A 17,494-nucleotide genomic window follows, 5' to 3' on the forward strand; every position below is an offset into this window, starting at 1 on the left:
CGAAGGGTCCCTCACTTCGTTCGGGATGACAATTTTGTTGAGATCGGCGCAGTGCGCTGATGCAAGAAAGGGTGTCATCCCGAACGAAGTGAGGGACCTTTTTCTTTTATGATCAGAACGTCAGCGGATACTCCGCTTCGGCCGTGTAGATCGGTCCGCCGCGGCCGGTGCGGCTCGAATAGAGTGTGAAGTGCTCGGCCACCCAGGGCTCCAGGCGGAAAGTCCCGTGGCTCGCCATGAATTGCGCGATGTGATGGCCGGTCTCGGCACCGACGGGGAAACGCGCCAGGGTCACGTGCGGGCGGTACTTGCGGCGTTCGACCTCGATGCCGCAGTTGCGCGCGACTGCCGTTACTTTCTGCTGCAGCCAGTCGAGTCGCTCGCTGCGTTCGACCAGGGCGACCAGCGCGCGGGGTTGCTTGCCGCTGCTGAACTGGTCGACGCCGGCGATCGTCACGGAAAAGGGCGGGCCGGCGATGTCAGCGAGCTCCTCCTCGAAGTCGCGCATCGTGCCGCCCTGAACCTCGCCCGCGAAGCACAACGTGACGTGCAGATTCTCCTGCGGTACCCACCGCGCATCGGGCACGCCCGACTGCAGCGCCGACAGCGCGTCGGCGATCTCGTCAGGGACGGGCAGGGCGACGAACAGACGCGGCATCGTCAAGATTCTTCGTCACGAAGGGCAGGATGCGCTCGACGATGACGTCGACTCCCTTGGCGTTGGGATGGATCCCGTCGGGCTGGTTGAGCGCGGGATCCTGAGCCACGCCGTCGAGGAAGAAGGGATAGAGCGGCACGCCGTGTTTGTCGGCGAGCTTCTTGTAGAGGCCGTCGAACTGCTGGACGTACTCGGAGCCGAAGTTGCGCGGCGCCAGCATGCCGACCAGCCAGACCGTGGCGCCGGCCTGCTTCAGCTTGCCGACGATGGCGTCGAGATTGCGCTCGGTCGCGCCCGGATCGAGGGCGCGCAGCATGTCGTTGCCGCCCAGTTCGACCATCACGATGTCGGGCTTGTCGGCCATCATCCAGTCGATCCGCTCCAGTCCGCCGGCCGTCGTGTCTCCCGAGACGCCGTGGTTGATGACGGTGACGTTGCGGCCTTTGTCCTTGAGCGCCGCCTGCAGCCGCGTGGGGAACGCCTGCGCGGGTGCGAGCCCATAACCCGCCGCCAGGCTGTCTCCCAGGATCGCGAGCTTCACCGGCTCGGTTTGTGCATGCACCGTTGCGGCACCCGTCGCGACCGCAAGGGACAGGACAATCGCCAGGAACGCCGCGATCCGTGAATTGACCGCTGCCGTAAAACCACCATATCGAGTTTGCAGTTTCATCATACCTGTCCCAGGAGCCCGCTTGGCCGAGCCGCTTCCCATCGTTCGCTTGACCGACGTGCATCTCGACATGGCGAGTGACGCAGGCACGGTCAATATCCTGCGTGGCATCACTCTCGACATCGCAGCCGGCGAGATTGCGGCGGTGGTGGGTCCTTCGGGTGCCGGCAAGTCGAGCCTGATGATGGTGGCCGGCGGGCTCGAGCGCGCCACCTCCGGTCGGGTCGAGGTCGTGGGCAAGGACATGGGCCCGATGGGCGATGACGACCGGGCGCGGCTGCGGCGCGATCATATCGGCATCGTCTTCCAGGGCTTCCATCTCATTCCGACCATGACGGCGCACGAGAACGTGGCGCTGCCGCTGGAGTTCGCCGGGCGCTCCGACGCCTTCGAACAGGCCGAAGCCGCGCTGAAACGCGTCGGCCTCGGCCATCGCATCGGCCACTATCCGGCGCAACTCTCGGGCGGCGAGCAGCAGCGCGTGGCCGTGGCCCGGGCCTTCGTCGGCCGGCCGAAACTCATGCTGGCCGACGAGCCGACCGGCAATCTCGACGGCGCCACCGGCAAGCAGGTGATGGATCTGCTGTTCGAGGTGGCGCGAACCGACAACACGACCCTGATCCTGATCACCCACGACATGGGCCTGGCCGAGCGCTGCGACCGCGTGCTGCGCATCGCCGACGGCCTTCTGGTCGCCGACGACCGCCCGCGCGCGCTCGCCGCCCAGTGACAGCCGGATCATGAGCCTCGCCTTCCGCCTCGCCCGCCGCGAGATGCGCAGCGGCCTCGGTGGCTTCCGGCTGTTCATCGCCTGCCTGGCGCTGGGTGTCGGCGCCATCGCCGCGATCCTGTCCTTCAGCCGCGCCGTAGAAGAGGGTCTGCGCGCCGACGCCCGCGAGATCCTGGGCGGCGATGTCGCGATCTCGCTGCTCTATCGCGAGGCCACGCCGGAGCAGATGGCGTTCATGCGGGAGCAGGGCCAGATGGTGCGCTGGCTCGACAGCCGCGCGATGGCACGTCCGACCAAGTCCGACGGCCGGCCGACGCTGGTGCAGCTCAAGGCGGTCGAGCCGGCCTATCCGCTCTACGGCAAGATCGAACTGGCCGATGGCGGCACGCTGGCGAACGCGATGGGCAAGCGCGACGGAATCTGGGGCGCCGCCGTCGAGGAATCGGCGCTGCGCCGCATGAACATGGCGCCCGGCGACATGCTGCGGATCGGCGACGTGGCCGTCGAGGTTCGCGGCATCATCGCCCGCGAGCCCGACCGCGGCCTCAATGCCTTCGCGAGCCTCGGCCCGCGCCTGATGATCCCGCTGGACGCCGCCGTCGAATCGGGATTGGTGCAGCCCGGAAGCCTGCTCACCTGGGAATATCGCTTGCGCCTGCCTCCCGGCCGGTCGGATCGCGCGGTCATCGAGGCCCTGAAGGCGCGCTTTCCCGATGCCGGCTGGCGGGTGAGGGGCCTCGCCGATGCCGGCGGGGGCATCCGCTTCTGGCTCGATCGCCTGACGCAGTTCATCGGCCTGATCGGCCTCGCCTCGCTGCTGGTCGGCGGCGTGGGCGTGGGCAATGCCGTTTCGAGCTTCCTCGCGGCCCGCCTGCGGACCATCGCCACCCTGAAATGCATGGGCGCGCCGGAGCGGCTGGTCTTCGCCACCTATTTCATACAGCTCGCCGCCCTGACGGCGCTGGGCGTCGGGATCGGGCTGGTGATCGGCGCGGCGCTGCCGTTCGTCGCCCAATCGATGATCGCCGACGTCCTGCCGGTGCGCGCGCGCGTCGCCCTCTACGCCGGGCCGCTGGCGACCGCTGCCGGATTCGGCCTGCTCGTCTCGCTGCTGTTCGCGCTGGTGCCGTTGATGCAGGCGCGCAGCGTGTCGGCCGCGACGCTGATGCGCGGCGCCGTGGTGCAGCAGGGCGGCCGGCTGGCCTGGCGCGACGCGCTGGTGATCGCCGCCGTGGCCATGGCGCTCGCAGCCTTCACCGTCTTCACCGCCGACAGCCGCCGCATCGCGGCCTATTTCGTGCTGGGCTCGGTCGGTGCGTTCATCGCCTTCCCGCTGCTGGCCCGGCTGCTGATGCTGGCCGCGGCCAGGATCGGCAAGCCGAAGTATGCGGCGCTCCGTCTGGCGCTGGCCAACCTGCACCGGCCGGGCGCGCCGACGCCGATCGTCATGCTCTCGCTGGGGCTCGGCCTCACCGTGCTGGTGGCCACGGCCCTGATCGAGGGCAATCTGCGCGAGCAGTTGACGCAACGCATCCCCGGGGACGCCCCGGCCTTCTTCTTCGTCGACATCCAGTCGAGCCAGATGCCGGCCTTCGAAAAGGCCATCGCCGCCATTCCGGGCGCCGGTGCTCTCGACAAGGTACCGTCGCTGCGCGGCCGCATCGTCAAGATCGGCGGCAAGCCGATCGGCGAGGTTGCCGTGCCTTCCGATGCGCGCTGGGCGGTCGAGGGCGATCGCGGCGTGACCTATTCCGCGACGCCGCCCGAGGGGTCCCGGATCGTGGAGGGCGAGTGGTGGCCGCCCGACTATCGGGGGCCGCAGCTCATTTCCTTCGACGAGAACCTCGCGAAGCAGTTCGGGCTGGGACTGGGCGATACGATCACGGTGAACATTCTCGGCCGCGACATCGAGGCCAAGATCGCCTCGCTGCGACGCATCGTATGGACGACGCTCTCCATCAACTTCGTGTTCGTCTATTCGCCCGGCACGCTCGACAAGGCACCGCACACCTTCCTTGCCACGGTGAAGTCGACGCCCGATGCGGAGGACGCGATCTTCAAGGCGGTCACCGACCAGTTCCCCAACGTCACCGTGGTGCGCATCCGCGACGCCATCGAGACCGCCGCCGGCGTGCTGGGCAATATCGGCCTGGCCAGCCGGGTCATCGGCTTCCTCAGCATCCTGGCGGGCGTACTGGTGCTGGCGGGGGCGATGCTCGCCACCCAGCGCCGGCGCGTCCACGAGGCCGTGGTCATGAAGGTCCTGGGCGCGACCCGGGCCCGCATCGCCGGGACCTTCGCCTGGGAGTTCGCCTTCCTCGGCCTCGCGACCGCCGTGGCGGCCCTGGGCGTCGGCACGCTGGCGGCCTATCTGGTGGTCCGCCGCCTGATGAACCTCGAATGGACGTTCCTGCCGACGGTGGCCGTGGCGGTTGCGCTGGGGGCCATGGCGCTCACCCTGGCGTTCGGGCTGGCGGGAACTTTGGCGGCATTGCGGCAAAGACCCCTTGCCTTGTTGCGCAACGAGTGAGCTAATTATTCCCCGGAACGGGTCCAAATTGGAATCCCGCTGGGGTGTCTTGGCTATTGATTCAGTCGCGCTGCGACCCCAGATTATCCGTCGAAGGGGCTCGGCAAACGAGGCCCCCTTGGAGGCTTGAAAACCAAATGGCAAATCCGAACTTCGGCACCTTCAACCGCGCCGGCACAGTCGCCGACCAGGCGTCGTTTGATGTCGGTCTCCGCGCCCACATGGTGCGGGTGTACAACTACATGGCTTCGGGGCTCGCGCTGTCGGGCATCGTGGCTTTCGGTCTGTTCAGCTCGCCGGAACTCGCCAGCCTGTTCTTCCAGGTTCAGTCGGGTCGCGTCGTCGGACTGAACATGCTGGGCTGGATCGCGATCTTCGCGCCGCTCGGCCTGCTGCTGCTCGTCTCGTTCCGCGCTGCTCAGATGAGCACCGCTGCGGTACAGGCGGTCTACTGGACGGTCACGGCCCTGATGGGCGTCAGCCTGTCGCTCGTGCTGTTCCGCTACACGGGTGCCAGCGTCGCGCGCACCTTCTTCGTGACGGCCGCCGCCTTCGGCGCGCTGAGCCTCTACGGCTACACGACGAAGCGTGACCTGACGGCCATGGGCAAGTTCCTGTTCATGGGCGTGATCGGCCTGATCCTGGCCGGTATCGTCAACATGATCTGGCCGTCGGGCACGATGAGCTTCATCATCTCGGCCGCCGGCGTGCTGATCTTCTCGGGCCTGATCGCCTACGACACCCAGAAGATCAAGGAACAGTACTCCGAGGCCTGGGGCACGGACATGATCGAAAAGGTCGCCGTTTTCGGCGCTCTCAGCCTCTACCTGGACTTCGTGAACCTGTTCCAGTTCCTGATGAGCTTCATGGGCCAGTCCCGCGACTAGCCCTACCGGAGCGACTGACTAACGAGCGCCCGGGTCGCAAGACCCGGGCGCTCTGCATTTGAGGGGGCGACGTGGCTGCACACAAGGCAGGAAACAGGTTCAAGGCGTTCATCGACAGCGAGGCAGCCTCGGCGCTTCCCCTGCTCGGCGCCGCGATCCTGGCCCTGGTGCTGGCGAACTCGCCGCTGCGGGACGCGGTCCAGCAGTTCCTGGGCGCGAAGGTGGGTTACGAGCATCAGGGCTTCGGCGTTTACAAGCCGCTGCTGCTCTGGATCAACGACGGGCTGATGGCCGTCTTCTTCCTGCTCGTCGGCCTCGAGATCAAGCGCGAGGTCGTCGAAGGCGAACTCTCGCGGCCCTCGCAGGTGGCGCTGCCGATCGCCGGCGCCGTTGGCGGCATGGTCGTGCCGGCCGCACTCTATGCCGCCTTCAACTGGTCCGATCCGGTGGCGCTGCGTGGCTGGGCGATCCCGGCGGCGACCGACATCGCGTTTTCGCTCGGTGTACTGGCGGCACTGGGCAGTCGCGTGCCGCTGTCTCTCAAGGTGTTCCTCACGACGCTGGCCATCGTCGACGATCTCGGCGCCATCCTGGTGATCGCCGTGTTCTACACGAGCCAGCTTTCGGTCGTGTCGATCGTCGTGGCCGGGCTCTGCCTGGTGGTTCTGGCGGCGCTCAATCGTTTCGGCGTACGCCGCCTCGCGCCGTATCTCCTCGTCGGTGCCGTGCTCTGGCTGGCCGTCCTGAAGTCCGGCGTGCATGCGACGCTCGCCGGCGTCGCGCTCGCCATGTTCATCCCCCTGAAGTCGGCCGGAGAGGCCGACGAGGCCCGGCCCGCGATCTGGCTCGAACATGTTCTGAAGCCGTGGTCGGCCTGGTTCATCATGCCGGTCTTCGCCTTCGCCAGTGCGGGCCTCTCGCTCGCGGGCCTGTCCCTGGCCGCCCTCGCCGCGCCAATTCCGCTCGGTATCATGGCCGGCCTCTTCATCGGCAAACAGGTCGGCATCGTGCTGGGCGCGGGACTGCTGATCGCTCTCGGCCTTGCGTCGATGCCTGCCGGCGGATCATGGCGGTCGCTCTATGGCGTCTCGATCCTCGGTGGCATCGGCTTCACGATGAGCCTGTTCATCGGCACGCTGGCATTTCCCGATCCCCAGTTCGAGTCCCAGGTTCGCCTGGGTGTTCTTGCAGGATCGCTGCTGTCGGCGATCGTCGGCTATCTCATCCTGAGGCTCGGGCCGCGTCCCTAGATTGCGTCGCGCGTTCGTCGCCCTATACTTTCGGTCATGCGGCGTACCTCCTATGAACAGATGAACTGCTCGATCGCGTCGGCGCTCGACGTGGTCGGTGAGCCGTGGACGCTGCTGATCGTGCGCGACGCCTTCTACGGCGTGCGCCGCTTCGACGATTTCCAGGAGAATCTCGGCATCGCGCGCAACGTCTTGACCGCGCGACTGAAGAAACTCGTGGAGGCCGGCGTCTTCCGCAAGATCGCCTATCGCCAGCGTCCGCTTCGCCACGAATATCGTCTTACCGAAAAAGGCGCGGCGCTGTTCACCGTGATCGTCGGGCTCAAGCAGTGGGGCGACCGGTTCGGCGCCGCTTCGCGCGACGGCCGGCCGATGGATCTTGTCGACCGCGCCGGCAACACGCCGCTCGATCCCGTGCTGATCGACGCCGTCAGCGGACGGCGGCTGGAACTTACCAACGTGCGCGCGGTAGCCGGGCCGGGCGCCGACCAGAGCACACGCACTTTCTTCGAGCGACTGGCGATCAACCGCCCAGCACGTTAGGCGACAATCAAATTGGCCGTCGTCCTGAGCGACGTCGTCCGAGGGGCGGGCGCAGTCGAAGGACCTCTTTTCCGGCGCATGACGTTTCGCAGAGAAAAGAGGTCCTTCGACTGCGTTCGCTGCGCTCACTCCGCTCAGGACGACGGAGGTTTTTGCTGGCGTCAGTCGCGGTCAGTCTTTCTCCGGCTCGAGCCGCTTGCCGTCGAGCGTGCGCACGGTGCGTTCCGCCGCGTCCTTGTCGGCTTCTTTCTCCGCGCGGGTACGGCCGAAGCGGCGGCGGTTGGCGTCGGCTTCCGTCTCGCGTTCGCGTTTCGCCTTGTCCTTGCGGGCGCGTCGCAGGTTCAGGATCTCGGCCATGGATTTCTCTATGCCGCGCTTGGCACCGATGCGCTAGTCTTGGACGAGCCGGATCGGGGAGCCCGCCATGACACCAACCACCCGCAAGCGTCTCCTGATCGGCGGCGGTGGCATCGTTGCCCTGCTGGTCGCCCTCGTCGTCGCGGCGCCCGCGCTGATCGACATCAATTCCTACAAGCCGCTGATCGTTTCGCAGGTGAAGACCGCGACCGGCCGCGACCTCGTGATCGACGGACCCATCTCGCTCTCGCTGCTGCCCACGCCGACCGTTTCCGTGACGGGCGTGAAGTTCTTCAACGCCGCCGGCTCGAAGAACGCCAACATGGTCGAGGTCAAGTCGGTCACCGTGCAGCCCTCCCTGCTTGCCCTGCTCGTCGGCAGGATCGAGGTCGGCGAGGTGACGCTGGTCGAGCCGAAGATCGTTCTGGAGATCAACGCCGCGGGCAAGCCGAACTGGGAGTTCGCGCCGTCGGTCGCCGAAGCGAAGCCCGCCGCCGCCAAGCCAAGCTCGCCGCGGCCGCTGTCGCTCGGCCGGCTTACCATCGACAACGGCACGCTGATTTTCAGCGATTCGAAGGCGGGCCTGTCCGTGGTTGGCGAGAAGGCCAACTTCTCGGCGTCGGTCGGCTCCATCGACGGACCCTATACTCTGGCGGGCGGCGCCACCGTGAACGGCGCGCCGCTCAAGCTCGATCTCGCGGTCGGCGCGCGCGGTGCCAACGGCCATAGCGCCGACGTCACCCTGCAGGCCGGCGGCGGCAAGCTCGGCTTCAAGGGCACGCTGAGCGAGCTGGGCGCGGCGGCAAAGGTTTCCGGGATCGCCTCGGTCTCGGCCGATTCGCTCACGACCTTCGTCGGCACGCTGGTCAAGCTCTCGGGCCAGCCCGAACCGCCCCTGCCGCCCTTGCTCGCCGGCAAGTTCACCTTCGACGGCGCCATCGACGTCTCGCAGACCGCCTTTGCCGCGCGCGACTTCAAGATGGCGCTGGGCCAGGACAGCGGTTCCGGCACGCTTGCGGTCACGCTGAAGCCCAAACTCGGCGTCGAGGGCAAGCTTTCGGTCCCGAAGCTCGATCTCGACCGCTGGCTGGCCGCGCTCCAGCAGCCTTCATCGCCGGCGACGTCGCCTGCACCGCAGGCGGCACCGGCCGCGCCGGGCAATACCAACGCATCCGGCGGCGGCTTCTTCGGCGACCTCAATGCCAAGCTCGCCTTCGAACTCGGCGAGGTGATCTACAACAAGCAGCCGGTCCGGAACGTCGCACTCGAACTCGAGGCCAAAGGCGGTGCCGTCGCCGTCCCGAAGCTCGCCGCGACCTTGCCGGGCGACATGGTCCTGCAGGCGCAATCGACCCTGACGGGCGATGCGGCTCGGCCGGGCGTCACCGGCCAGTTCAGCCTGGTCGGCCCCAAGCTGCGCGAGACGCTCGCGTGGCTCGCCGTGGACGTCTCGTCAGTCCCGCCGTCCAAGCTGCAAAGGCTCAGCCTGCGTGGCCGCATGTCCTCGACCGGCGGCAACGTGCAGGTGAGCGATGCGGTCTTCGAGCTCGACGATCTCAAGGGCAGCGGTGGCGTGACCGTCACGTTCGGCGTGCCGCTGTCGATCGTGACAAGCGTTTCTCTCGATACGCTCGATCTCGACTCCTTCCTGGTGAAGACGCCGGCACAGCAGAAGCCGGCAACGCCGTCTTCGGCCGCCACCGGGCCGGCGTCCGCGCCGGCTGTCGTGGGACCTTCGGTCGGCCTCAAGGCCAGGGTGGCCAGGCTCATCTACAACAAGGAGACGATCCAGGGAGTGGATGTCGACGTGGCGCTGCAGGGCAGTACGCTGCGGCTGAACGACATCAAGATCTCGAACCTGGGGGGCGGGCGACTCGCGGTGCGCGGCAGCGTCGCCAACTATTCAGCGCCGATGCCGCGGCCGGACATCGCCTTCAACTTCGAGGCACCCGATCTCAGCCGCGTGCTGAAGGTCGCGGGCACCACGGCGCCGTCGGACCTCGGCGCGGTGAGCGCCAGCGGCGGCATCGCCGGCACGATCGAGCAGCTCACCCTGCGCGATGTCGCCATCAACATGGCCGGCCAGAGCGTGAAGGCGACCGGCACCCTGTCGCTGCCGGGCGCATCCAAAGGCATGCCGCAATCGGCCGCCTACAAGGGCAACCTCGTGCTGAACGGCCAGGCGCTCGACGGATCGATCGATGCCCGGCTGACCGGCCGGACGACCGTCAATGCCGACCTGCGCGCGACCACGCTCGATCTCGACCGGATCGGCGGCAGCGGAGGCGGCGGCGCGCCCGCGCGTCCGGCGGGCCGCGGTCAGGCGGCGGCCGCCAAGCCGATCGACACCGCGCCGCTGCGCAGCATCGACGGCTCGCTGAAGCTGGCCGCCGGCACGCTGATCAGTGCGCCGATGCGGATCGGCAATGCCGATCTGGCGGCGACGCTCAAGGACGGCGTCCTGACGGTCCAGCACTTCAAGGGCTCGCTGTTCGGCGGCTCGCTGGCGCTGGCGGGTACGGTCAACGCGACGCAGCCCGCGCTCTCGATCGACTTCCGGGGCGACGCCAACAACATCTTCCTGGGCCAGATGCTGCGCAGCACCTCGGGCACCAACGAGTTCGGCAGCGCGGTGAAGGTGACGGTCGACGGCAAGCTGAACGCCAACGGGATCACGCTGCGCGGCGGCGGCACGACGTCGGACCAGATCCGCGCCTCGATGGCCGGTGGCGCCCAGCTCGGCGGCCACATCTTCATCGGCGCCGACAAGGCCCTGCAGATGCTGGGCTCGATGGCCGCAGGCGCCGCCAGCACAGTGATCGACCAGACGCTGGGGAACATGCTGGGTGCCATCGGCCAGCGCGGCATGTCGCCCACCAGCATGCTGAACGCGATCTCGCTGGTGCTGAATCGCTTCGTGAACCACGACAGCCCGATCTCGGGCCATGTCGACATCGCCGGAGGCGTGCTGACCGACAGGGGCCTCGCGGTACAGGGCAATCGCGCGACGGCACGGATATCCACGCGCACCAATCTCGGCGCCTCGACCACCGATACGACGGTGAGTTTCTATATCGCCGAGGACGGGTCGGCGCCGTACCTGATCACGACCGCGCGCGGGGCGATGTCGTCGCCGTCGCTCAACGTCTCGCGCGGCACCGCCAAAGACCCGCCGGGCATGATCAGCACCCTGCCGGGCGTCCAGCAACTCGAGCAGGTTCCGCGGTCGCTGATCCCCAATATCCCGATCCCCATCCCCAATATTTTCGGTCGCTGAGGAGTTGCCGTGCTCGATCGTCTGAAGTCCGTGCTGAAGGCGCGGTTCGGTTCCGCCCCTGCGTTGACCGAGGCCCCGAAGGGCGTCGAGGTCCTGGCCGAGATGGCCAACCGCCGCGTCGTGCGGCGCTATTCCGACCGGCCACTCGATCCGGCACTGCTCGACACGCTCTGCGCCGTGGCGCTGTCGGCACCCTCCAAGAGCGACCTGCAGCAGGCCGACATCGTGATCGTCACGGACAAGGCCCAGCGCGAGAAGCTCCAGGCCCTGATTCCGGAGAATCCCTGGGCCGCGGCCGGCCCGGCGCTGCTGGTGTTCTGCGGCAACAACCGGCGCCACCGGCTGCTGTTCGAATGGCGCGGCCGCCCGTTCGTGAACGACCATCTCGATCCGTTCTTCAATGCCGCCGTCGATGCTGGCATCGCCCTGGCCACTTTCATCGCCGCGGCCGACCGGGTCGGGCTCGGGACCTGCCCGATCAGCCAGATCCGCAACCAGGCCGCCCAGGTCGCGGACGTGCTGGGGCTGCCGCAGCATGTGTTTCCGGTCGCCGGACTCGGGGTGGGCTGGCCGTCCTTCGAGGGAGTGATGAGCCCGCGGCTCGGGCTGGACGTGTCGATTCACCGGGACCGCTACGACGAGACGGGGCTGCGGGAGAAGGTCGAGGCCTACGACCGGCGTCGCAACGAGACCCAGCCCTACAAAACCCAGCGCTTCGTGGAAAAATTCGGCGAGGACGCGGGCTACGGATGGTCGGAGGACAAGGCACGGCAATATTCGGTGCCGGAGCGGGCCGATTTCGGCGCATTCGTGCGCGCCCGGGGCTTCAAGCTCGACTGATCGTGCGCCGCTTCAGCTCGGCGAGGACATGAAGCCGGAGGGCGCTGGACAGGTTGCCGCCGCTCTCCGCCCGGCCCCGATCGATCTCCGTGACGAGGGCGTTCAGCGACAGGCCGCGCTCCCCCGAAAGGGCTAAAAGCTCCGTCCAGAAGGCATCTTCCAGCGAGATGCTGGTGCGATGGCCATTGATGGTGACCGAGCGTTTGCGCATGGCGGGACTGTGGCAGCGGGGCCCCGCAGCGGCAAGACGCCTCCTCTCCCTGCCTTGCCGCCGTCACAGAGCGTGCGTATAAGCGCGCCCAATCAACCCCTCCGGACAAATCATTATGGACATCCGCAACGTCGCGATCATCGCGCACGTCGACCATGGCAAGACCACTCTGGTCGATTGCCTGCTGAAGCAGAGCGGCACCTTCCGCGAGAACCAGCAGGTCGCCGAGCGCGCCATGGACTCGAACGACCTCGAGCGCGAACGGGGTATTACGATCCTTGCCAAGGCGACCTCGGTCGAGTGGCACGGCACGCGTATCAACATCGTCGACACGCCGGGCCACGCCGACTTCGGCGGCGAGGTCGAGCGCATTCTCTCGATGGTCGACGGCGTGGTGCTGCTGGTCGACGCGGCCGAAGGGCCGCTGCCGCAGACCAAGTTCGTGCTCGGCAAGGCGCTTCGCCTCGGCCTGAAGCCGATCGTGCTGATCAACAAGGTCGACCGGTCCGACGCCCGTGCCCACGAAGTGCACGACGAGGTGTTCGACCTGTTCTCGGCGCTCGACGCTTCGGACGAGCAGCTCGACTTCCCGACGCTCTTCGCCTCGGCCCGCCAGGGCTGGGCCGCCACTTCGCTGGAAGCCGAGCACACGGACATGACGCCGCTGTTCGAGCTGCTGGTGAAGCATGTGCCGGCGCCGAAGATCGATCCGGATCCCGCCTTCCGCATGCTGGTGACGACGCTCGAAGCCGACAACTTCCTCGGCCGCATCCTCACCGGCCGCGTCCTGTCGGGCTCGATCAAGCCGAACTCGATGGTCAAGGCGCTCAGCCGCGACGGCAAGGAACTGGAGCAGACCCGCATCACGCGTGTCCTGGCTTTCCGCGGCCTCGAGCGCGTGGCGCTCGAATCGGCCGAGGCGGGCGACATCGTGGCCATTGCCGGCATGAAGGTCGCCACCGTGGCCGACACGCTGGGCGATCTGACGATTTCGGAGCCGATCTCTTCGCAGCCGATCGATCCGCCGACTCTCGCCATGACCTTCATGGTCAACGACTCGCCGCTCGCCGGCAAGGAAGGCGACAAGGTCACGACCCGCATGATCCGCGCGCGCCTGATGCGCGAGGCCGAGGGCAACGTGGCGATCCGCGTCACCGATACCGAGAACGCCGATTCCTACGAAGTGGCGGGCCGTGGCGAACTGCAGCTCGGCGTGCTGATCGAGACGATGCGCCGCGAGGGCTTCGAGCTCGCCGTCGGCCGTCCGAAGGTGCTGTTCAAGACCGATCCGGTCACCGGCCAGCGCCTGGAGCCGATCGAGGAAGTCGTGATCGACGTCGACGACGCCTATACCGGCGCCGTCGTCGAGCAGATCTCGCTGCGCAAGGGCGAGTTGCAGGACATGCGCCCGTCGGGCGCCGGCAAGACGCGCCTGGTGTTCTACGCCCCGTCGCGCGGCCTGATCGGCTATCACGGCGAGTTCCTGACCGACACGCGCGGCACGGGCGTGATGAACCGCCTGTTCCACGAGTACGGTCTCTATCGCGGCCCGATCGCCGGCCGGCGCAACGGCGCGCTGATCGCCAACGAAGAGGGCACCTCGGTCGCCTATGCGATGTGGAAGCTTGAGGATCGCGGCCCGATGTTTATCGAGCCCGGCGTGTCCGTCTACATGGGCATGATCATCGGCGAGCACAGCCGTGGCACCGATCTCGAGATCAACGTGCTGAAGGGCAAGCAGCTCACCAACATCCGCGCCGCCGGCAAGGACGAGGCGGTTCGCCTCACGCCCCCGCGCAAGATGTCGCTCGAGCAGGCGATCGCGTATATCGAAGAAGACGAACTCGTCGAGATCACCCCGAAGTCCATCCGGTTGCGCAAGCGGTTCCTCAATCTCGAGGATCGCAAGCGGGCCAAGAAGCAGGCCGCTGCGGCGGCGGAGTAAAGACCAGGACCATGAGCGGCAGGAACGTGGATTTCGGCGATCGCCTTGCGACCGCCGCGGCAGCCAAGCAGGCCTTGCTCGACAAGGCCAAGGCGAAGGCCAACGATCCGGAACTCCTCAAGAAGCAGGCCGAGCGCGCTGCCGTAGCGGCTGCGCGCGAGGCTCGCGAGAACGAGCGCCGGGAAGCCAAGCGGGCGGAAGACGCGCGCATCGCGGCCGAAGCCGCCGCGGCGAAGGCAGCTGCGGACGCAATCGTGGCCGCGGCGGAAGCGGCAGCCGCTGCAGCGGCTGCAGAAGCGAAGGCCGCAGCCGAGGCCGCGGAGGCCGAACGTGCCGCGCGGCGGGCCGCCAAGCCGGTGCTGTCCGAGGCCGAGCAGAAGGCCGCCCGCGACGCCCGCTACGCCGCCCGCAAGGCGCGTAAGGGCAAGCGGTAGTCAGGACGTCGGGACGCCCTCGGGCGTCCTTGCCTGTCTCAGAGCGCTCCGCCCGTCAGGGACGCGCGCTGGCTGATCTCGATGTGATTGCCGTCGGGATCGCAGACGAATGCAAAGCGCACCGTGTCGCCCAGCACGCGCGGTTCGCCGCCCGAGGCGCCGCCGCGTTCGAGGATGCCCGCATATTCGGCGAGGCAATCCCACACCTGCACCGTCATGTAGCGATAGCCAGGGCCGCGCCACTGGCCGACCGCGCTCTCGACCTTGCCCTTCTCCGCCACCATGACCAGCGAGTCGCCGCAGCGATAGCGGCCCTCGCCGGCGCGCTCGAACTGCATGGCGTGCGTCCAGAACCGGTCGTGGGCGGCCGGATCGTTGACCTTGAGTAGGATCGCGATGCCCGCGACGCCGTTCAGGCCCTTCGGCACCAGCGTCACCCTGTTGCCGTCGGGGTCTGCCAGCGGCTGCGGCGCGGCCAGCCCTTCGCGAGCGATCTCGAGGCCGACGATCCCCGAGGGGGGAGCCTCGGGTAGCGGCCCGCGCGAATGGTTCATCTTCAGGATCGAGCCGTTCATGTGGTGGCGGTGCTGCTGCATGCCGCCGCCCAGCTTGCCCATATGGTCGTAGGGCAGGCCGACGGTCTGCTGCCAGAAGGCGAGCTGGTCGTCGCGATTGGTCGAGAAGAGGCCGACGTCGAGGTGCTGCTTGGCGAGGTCCATGGCGGCCAGTGTAGCGCGCGGACGGGCCGGTCGATCCAGAAACCGTCGGCGATGCGAAACAATTCTTACAAACCGCGCCACGACGTGGCTGCAACCCGATCCTACAACGGCGACGGGTGAAGGGGGCCGCGGGCTGGGGAGCCGGCGGCACGAAGTGGGAAGGGCTACGATGATTCGCGCCATGATCGGCACGGTCGCCGTGCTTGCGGGGTTTGCGGTCGTCGAGCGTTCGGTCGACGCCAGCACCGGGCAGGGCGATGCGTGCACGCCGACCGATTCCTATACATGGCTGCAACAGGGCGAGTTCGTGCCGCTGCGCGCCGAGCCGTCGATGGGCGCGCCCGTCGTCGGCCGTGTTCAGGCGCGGTCGGCCGAGCCCGACGGTGCACGGGCGATGGTCAGCCTGTCGGGCAGCCAGGGCGGCTGGGCCCGCGTCACGACGGGCGATGGCCGGTCTCAGGGTTGGATGCCGGCCGACCTGCTCATGGTCGATGCCCGCGTGAACGGTCCGCTCAACGTGCAGACCCACCCCGGTGCGATGGGCAGGAAACTCGCGACTCTGGAGGGCGAAGAGGAAGTCTTTCGCATCCTCGGCTGCCGCGGCGCCTGGCTGCACGTCATCAACGCGCGCACCGGCGATGCCTGGATCGACCGCTGGTGCGCGAAGGAAGAAGGCTGCCGCAGCTAGAGCGGGACCACTCCTCTTGTCATCCTAGGCGCAGCGAAGGATCTCGCGGCAGCAACGAAGTCCGCTGGTCGTTCTGCCAGGTCCTTCGCTTCGCTCAGAACGACAGTTGGCAGCAACCTTCAGATCTTCAGGTCGCTGAAGAAATCGTTGCCCTTGTCGTCGGTGATGATGAAGGCCGGGAAGTTCTCGACCTGGATGCGCCAGATCGCTTCCATGCCGAGTTCCGGATATTCCAGCACCTCGACCTTCTTGATGACGTCCTGCGCCAGGATCGCGGCCGGGCCGCCGATCGAGCCGAGATAGAAGCCCTTGTGCTTCTTGCAGGCGTCGACGACCTGCTTGCTGCGGTTGCCCTTGGCCAGCATGACCATCGAGCCGCCATTGGCCTGGAAGAGATCGACATAGGAATCCATGCGGCCGGCCGTGGTCGGGCCGAACGAGCCCGACGCCATGCCGGTCGGCGTCTTGGCGGGGCCGGCGTAGTAGACGGGGAACTGCTTGAAATAGTCCGGCAGGCCTTCGCCGCGGTCGAGCCGCTCCTTGAGCTTGGCGTGCGCGGAATCGCGCGCCACGATCAGCGTGCCGCTCAAGTTCACGCGGGTCTTCACCGGATGCCTGGTGAGCACCGAGAGCGTGTGAGCCATCCCCTTGTTCAGGTCGACCGCCACGACGCTGCCCGAGAGCTGCGTCGGCTCGACGTCCGGCATGAAGTGCGCCGGGTTGGTCTCGAGCTGTTCAAGGAAGACGCCGTCCTTCGTGATCTTGCCGACGGCCTGACGGTCGGCCGAGCAGGAGACGCCGATGCCGATCGGCACGGAGGCGCCGTGGCGGGCGATGCGGATCACGCGCACGTCGTGGCAGAAATACTTGCCGCCGAACTGCGCGCCGATGCCCATCTGGCGCGTGAGCTCCAGCACCTTCTGCTCCATCTCGCGATCGCGGATGGCCACGCCCTTGTTGTTGCCCTCGCTGGGAAGATCGTCGAGGTAGCGCGTCGAGGCGAGCTTCACCGTCTTGAGGTTCATCTCCGCCGACGTGCCGCCGACCACGATGGCCAGGTGATAGGGCGGGCAGGCTGCGGTGCCCAGGGTGCGGATCTGCGTGTCGAGGAACTTGAGCAGCGAGGCCTCGTTCAGCACCGCCGGCGTCTGCTGGTGCAGGTAGGTCTTGTTGGCCGATCCGCCGCCCTTGGCGACGAACAGGAATTTGTAGGCGTCGCCGTCGGTCGCGTAGATGTCGATCTGCGCCGGCAGGTTGGTGCCGGTCTGCACTTCCTTGAACATCGACAGCGGCGAGACCTGCGAATAGCGCAGGTTGGTCTCGGTGTAGGTCTTGTAGACGCCCCGGGCGATCGCTTCCTCGTCGCCGCCGCCGGTCCACACAGCCTGGCCCTTCTTGCCCATGACGATGGCGGTGCCGGTGTCCTGGCACATCGGCAGCACGCCGCCGGCCGAGATGTTGGCGTTCTTCAGCAGTTCGAGCGCCACGTAGCGGTCGTTGTCGGAGGCTTCGCCGTCGTCGAGGATGTTGCGCAGCTGCTGGAGATGGCCCGGACGCAGCAGGTGGGAAATGTCGTGGAACGCGGCCGCCGTAAGGGTCGTCAGCGCCTCGGGTTCGACGGTGAGCACGTCGCGGCCGTTGAACTTTGCCGTGCCGACGAAATCCGAAGTGAGCTTGCGGTAGGACGTCGTGTCCTCGTGGCTCGGGAACATTTCCTGGAACTGGAATTCGGGCATGCGTCTTCTCCTGGCGACC

The 17,494-nt window shown here is 67.4% G+C and carries 16 protein-coding genes; 10 read left to right on the forward strand and 6 right to left on the reverse strand.

Annotated elements, in window-relative coordinates; translation table 11 throughout:
* Positions 1 to 112: 112 nt before the first annotated feature.
* Both thpR and KQ910_RS10245 read right to left on the reverse strand, forming a co-directional pair.
* Positions 113 to 658, reverse strand: coding sequence for an RNA 2',3'-cyclic phosphodiesterase (gene thpR / locus KQ910_RS10240; RefSeq protein ID WP_216959163.1), 546 nt, complete (start codon positions 656 to 658; stop codon positions 113 to 115).
* A complete protein-coding gene (locus tag KQ910_RS10245; protein ID WP_216959166.1) occupies positions 624 to 1,328 on the reverse strand; it encodes an arylesterase in 705 nt (234 codons plus the stop codon). Before KQ910_RS10245 ends, thpR begins: the two co-directional genes overlap by 35 nt.
* Before the next feature lie 70 nt (positions 1,329 to 1,398).
* On the opposite strand from KQ910_RS10245, the gene KQ910_RS10250 reads away from it, so the two are divergent.
* From KQ910_RS10250 to KQ910_RS10270, 5 genes are all read left to right on the forward strand, one after another.
* Positions 1,399 to 2,058, forward strand: coding sequence for an ABC transporter ATP-binding protein (locus tag KQ910_RS10250; RefSeq protein WP_216963752.1), 660 nt, complete (start codon positions 1,399 to 1,401; stop codon positions 2,056 to 2,058).
* A gap of 10 nt (positions 2,059 to 2,068) precedes the next feature.
* Complete coding sequence (locus KQ910_RS10255) at positions 2,069 to 4,588, forward strand: ABC transporter permease (RefSeq protein ID WP_216959167.1); 2,520 nt, start codon at positions 2,069 to 2,071, stop codon at positions 4,586 to 4,588.
* Between the two features lie 137 nt (positions 4,589 to 4,725).
* Positions 4,726 to 5,475, forward strand: coding sequence for a Bax inhibitor-1/YccA family protein (locus tag KQ910_RS10260; RefSeq protein ID WP_068192316.1), 750 nt, complete (start codon positions 4,726 to 4,728; stop codon positions 5,473 to 5,475).
* Positions 5,476 to 5,546: 71 nt separating this feature from the next.
* Positions 5,547 to 6,725 (forward strand): Na+/H+ antiporter NhaA, encoded by a 1,179-nt coding sequence (gene nhaA, locus KQ910_RS10265; RefSeq protein WP_216959170.1) that lies wholly within the window; start codon positions 5,547 to 5,549, stop codon positions 6,723 to 6,725.
* A 36-nt stretch (positions 6,726 to 6,761) separates the two neighbouring features.
* Complete coding sequence (locus tag KQ910_RS10270; protein WP_216959173.1) at positions 6,762 to 7,268, forward strand: winged helix-turn-helix transcriptional regulator; 507 nt, start codon at positions 6,762 to 6,764, stop codon at positions 7,266 to 7,268.
* A 171-nt stretch (positions 7,269 to 7,439) separates the two neighbouring features.
* Here KQ910_RS10270 and KQ910_RS10275 read toward each other — a convergent pair whose 3' ends face one another.
* On the reverse strand, positions 7,440 to 7,625 hold the full coding sequence (locus KQ910_RS10275) for a DUF4169 family protein (protein WP_216959175.1): 186 nt from the start codon (positions 7,623 to 7,625) through the stop codon (positions 7,440 to 7,442).
* 67 nt (positions 7,626 to 7,692) lie between these two features.
* On the opposite strand from KQ910_RS10275, the gene KQ910_RS10280 reads away from it, so the two are divergent.
* Both KQ910_RS10280 and KQ910_RS10285 read left to right on the forward strand, forming a co-directional pair.
* Entirely contained in the window at positions 7,693 to 10,902 is a 3,210-nt protein-coding gene (locus tag KQ910_RS10280; RefSeq protein WP_216959178.1) for an AsmA family protein, read from the forward strand.
* 9 nt (positions 10,903 to 10,911) lie between these two features.
* Positions 10,912 to 11,742 (forward strand): nitroreductase family protein, encoded by an 831-nt coding sequence (locus KQ910_RS10285; protein ID WP_216959180.1) that lies wholly within the window; start codon positions 10,912 to 10,914, stop codon positions 11,740 to 11,742.
* Here the strand turns inward: KQ910_RS10285 and KQ910_RS10290 are convergent.
* Positions 11,729 to 11,953 (reverse strand): ribbon-helix-helix domain-containing protein, encoded by a 225-nt coding sequence (locus KQ910_RS10290; RefSeq protein WP_216959183.1) that lies wholly within the window; start codon positions 11,951 to 11,953, stop codon positions 11,729 to 11,731. The two genes, KQ910_RS10285 and KQ910_RS10290, sit on opposite strands and share 14 nt — an antisense overlap.
* Before the next feature lie 115 nt (positions 11,954 to 12,068).
* On the opposite strand from KQ910_RS10290, the gene typA reads away from it, so the two are divergent.
* Together typA and KQ910_RS10300 are read left to right on the forward strand one after the other, a co-directional pair.
* A complete protein-coding gene (typA, locus tag KQ910_RS10295) occupies positions 12,069 to 13,898 on the forward strand; it encodes a translational GTPase TypA (RefSeq protein ID WP_216959186.1) in 1,830 nt (609 codons plus the stop codon).
* Positions 13,899 to 13,909: 11 nt separating this feature from the next.
* Complete coding sequence (locus KQ910_RS10300; RefSeq protein WP_216959189.1) at positions 13,910 to 14,332, forward strand: DUF6481 family protein; 423 nt, start codon at positions 13,910 to 13,912, stop codon at positions 14,330 to 14,332.
* Between the two features lie 38 nt (positions 14,333 to 14,370).
* On the opposite strand, the gene KQ910_RS10305 is transcribed toward KQ910_RS10300, so the two are convergent.
* Entirely contained in the window at positions 14,371 to 15,051 is a 681-nt protein-coding gene (locus KQ910_RS10305) for a VOC family protein (protein ID WP_216959193.1), read from the reverse strand.
* Between the two features lie 169 nt (positions 15,052 to 15,220).
* Here KQ910_RS10305 and KQ910_RS10310 point away from each other — a divergent pair, with 169 nt between their 5' ends.
* The gene (locus KQ910_RS10310; protein WP_216959196.1) at positions 15,221 to 15,739 is read left to right on the forward strand and encodes an SH3 domain-containing protein; all 519 of its coding nucleotides are present in this window, start codon (positions 15,221 to 15,223) and stop codon (positions 15,737 to 15,739) included.
* 119 nt (positions 15,740 to 15,858) lie between these two features.
* Here KQ910_RS10310 and KQ910_RS10315 read toward each other — a convergent pair whose 3' ends face one another.
* The gene (locus KQ910_RS10315; protein WP_216959198.1) at positions 15,859 to 17,475 is read right to left on the reverse strand and encodes a fumarate hydratase; all 1,617 of its coding nucleotides are present in this window, start codon (positions 17,473 to 17,475) and stop codon (positions 15,859 to 15,861) included.
* Positions 17,476 to 17,494: the final 19 nt, after the last annotated feature.

The organism is Reyranella humidisoli (assembly GCF_019039055.1).
Taxonomy (GTDB): domain Bacteria; phylum Pseudomonadota; class Alphaproteobacteria; order Reyranellales; family Reyranellaceae; genus Reyranella; species Reyranella humidisoli.

Excerpts from the sequence above, each read along its gene's own strand:
- KQ910_RS10305 (WP_216959193.1), bottom strand. The coding sequence starts at position 15,051 with ATGGACCTCGCCAAGCAGCACCTCGACGTCGGCCTCTTCTCGACCAAT.
- thpR (WP_216959163.1), bottom strand. The coding sequence starts at position 658 with ATGCCGCGTCTGTTCGTCGCCCTGCCCGTCCCTGACGAGATCGCCGAC.
- typA (WP_216959186.1), top strand. The coding sequence starts at position 12,069 with ATGGACATCCGCAACGTCGCGATCATCGCGCACGTCGACCATGGCAAG.
- KQ910_RS10290 (WP_216959183.1), bottom strand. The coding sequence starts at position 11,953 with ATGCGCAAACGCTCGGTCACCATCAATGGCCATCGCACCAGCATCTCG.
- KQ910_RS10275 (WP_216959175.1), bottom strand. The coding sequence starts at position 7,625 with ATGGCCGAGATCCTGAACCTGCGACGCGCCCGCAAGGACAAGGCGAAA.
- KQ910_RS10280 (WP_216959178.1), top strand. The coding sequence starts at position 7,693 with ATGACACCAACCACCCGCAAGCGTCTCCTGATCGGCGGCGGTGGCATC.
- KQ910_RS10300 (WP_216959189.1), top strand. The coding sequence starts at position 13,910 with ATGAGCGGCAGGAACGTGGATTTCGGCGATCGCCTTGCGACCGCCGCG.
- KQ910_RS10315 (WP_216959198.1), bottom strand. The coding sequence starts at position 17,475 with ATGCCCGAATTCCAGTTCCAGGAAATGTTCCCGAGCCACGAGGACACG.
- KQ910_RS10250 (WP_216963752.1), top strand. The coding sequence starts at position 1,399 with ATGGCGAGTGACGCAGGCACGGTCAATATCCTGCGTGGCATCACTCTC.
- KQ910_RS10260 (WP_068192316.1), top strand. The coding sequence starts at position 4,726 with ATGGCAAATCCGAACTTCGGCACCTTCAACCGCGCCGGCACAGTCGCC.
- KQ910_RS10270 (WP_216959173.1), top strand. The coding sequence starts at position 6,762 with ATGCGGCGTACCTCCTATGAACAGATGAACTGCTCGATCGCGTCGGCG.
- KQ910_RS10255 (WP_216959167.1), top strand. The coding sequence starts at position 2,069 with ATGAGCCTCGCCTTCCGCCTCGCCCGCCGCGAGATGCGCAGCGGCCTC.
- KQ910_RS10310 (WP_216959196.1), top strand. The coding sequence starts at position 15,221 with ATGATTCGCGCCATGATCGGCACGGTCGCCGTGCTTGCGGGGTTTGCG.
- KQ910_RS10245 (WP_216959166.1), bottom strand. The coding sequence starts at position 1,328 with ATGAAACTGCAAACTCGATATGGTGGTTTTACGGCAGCGGTCAATTCA.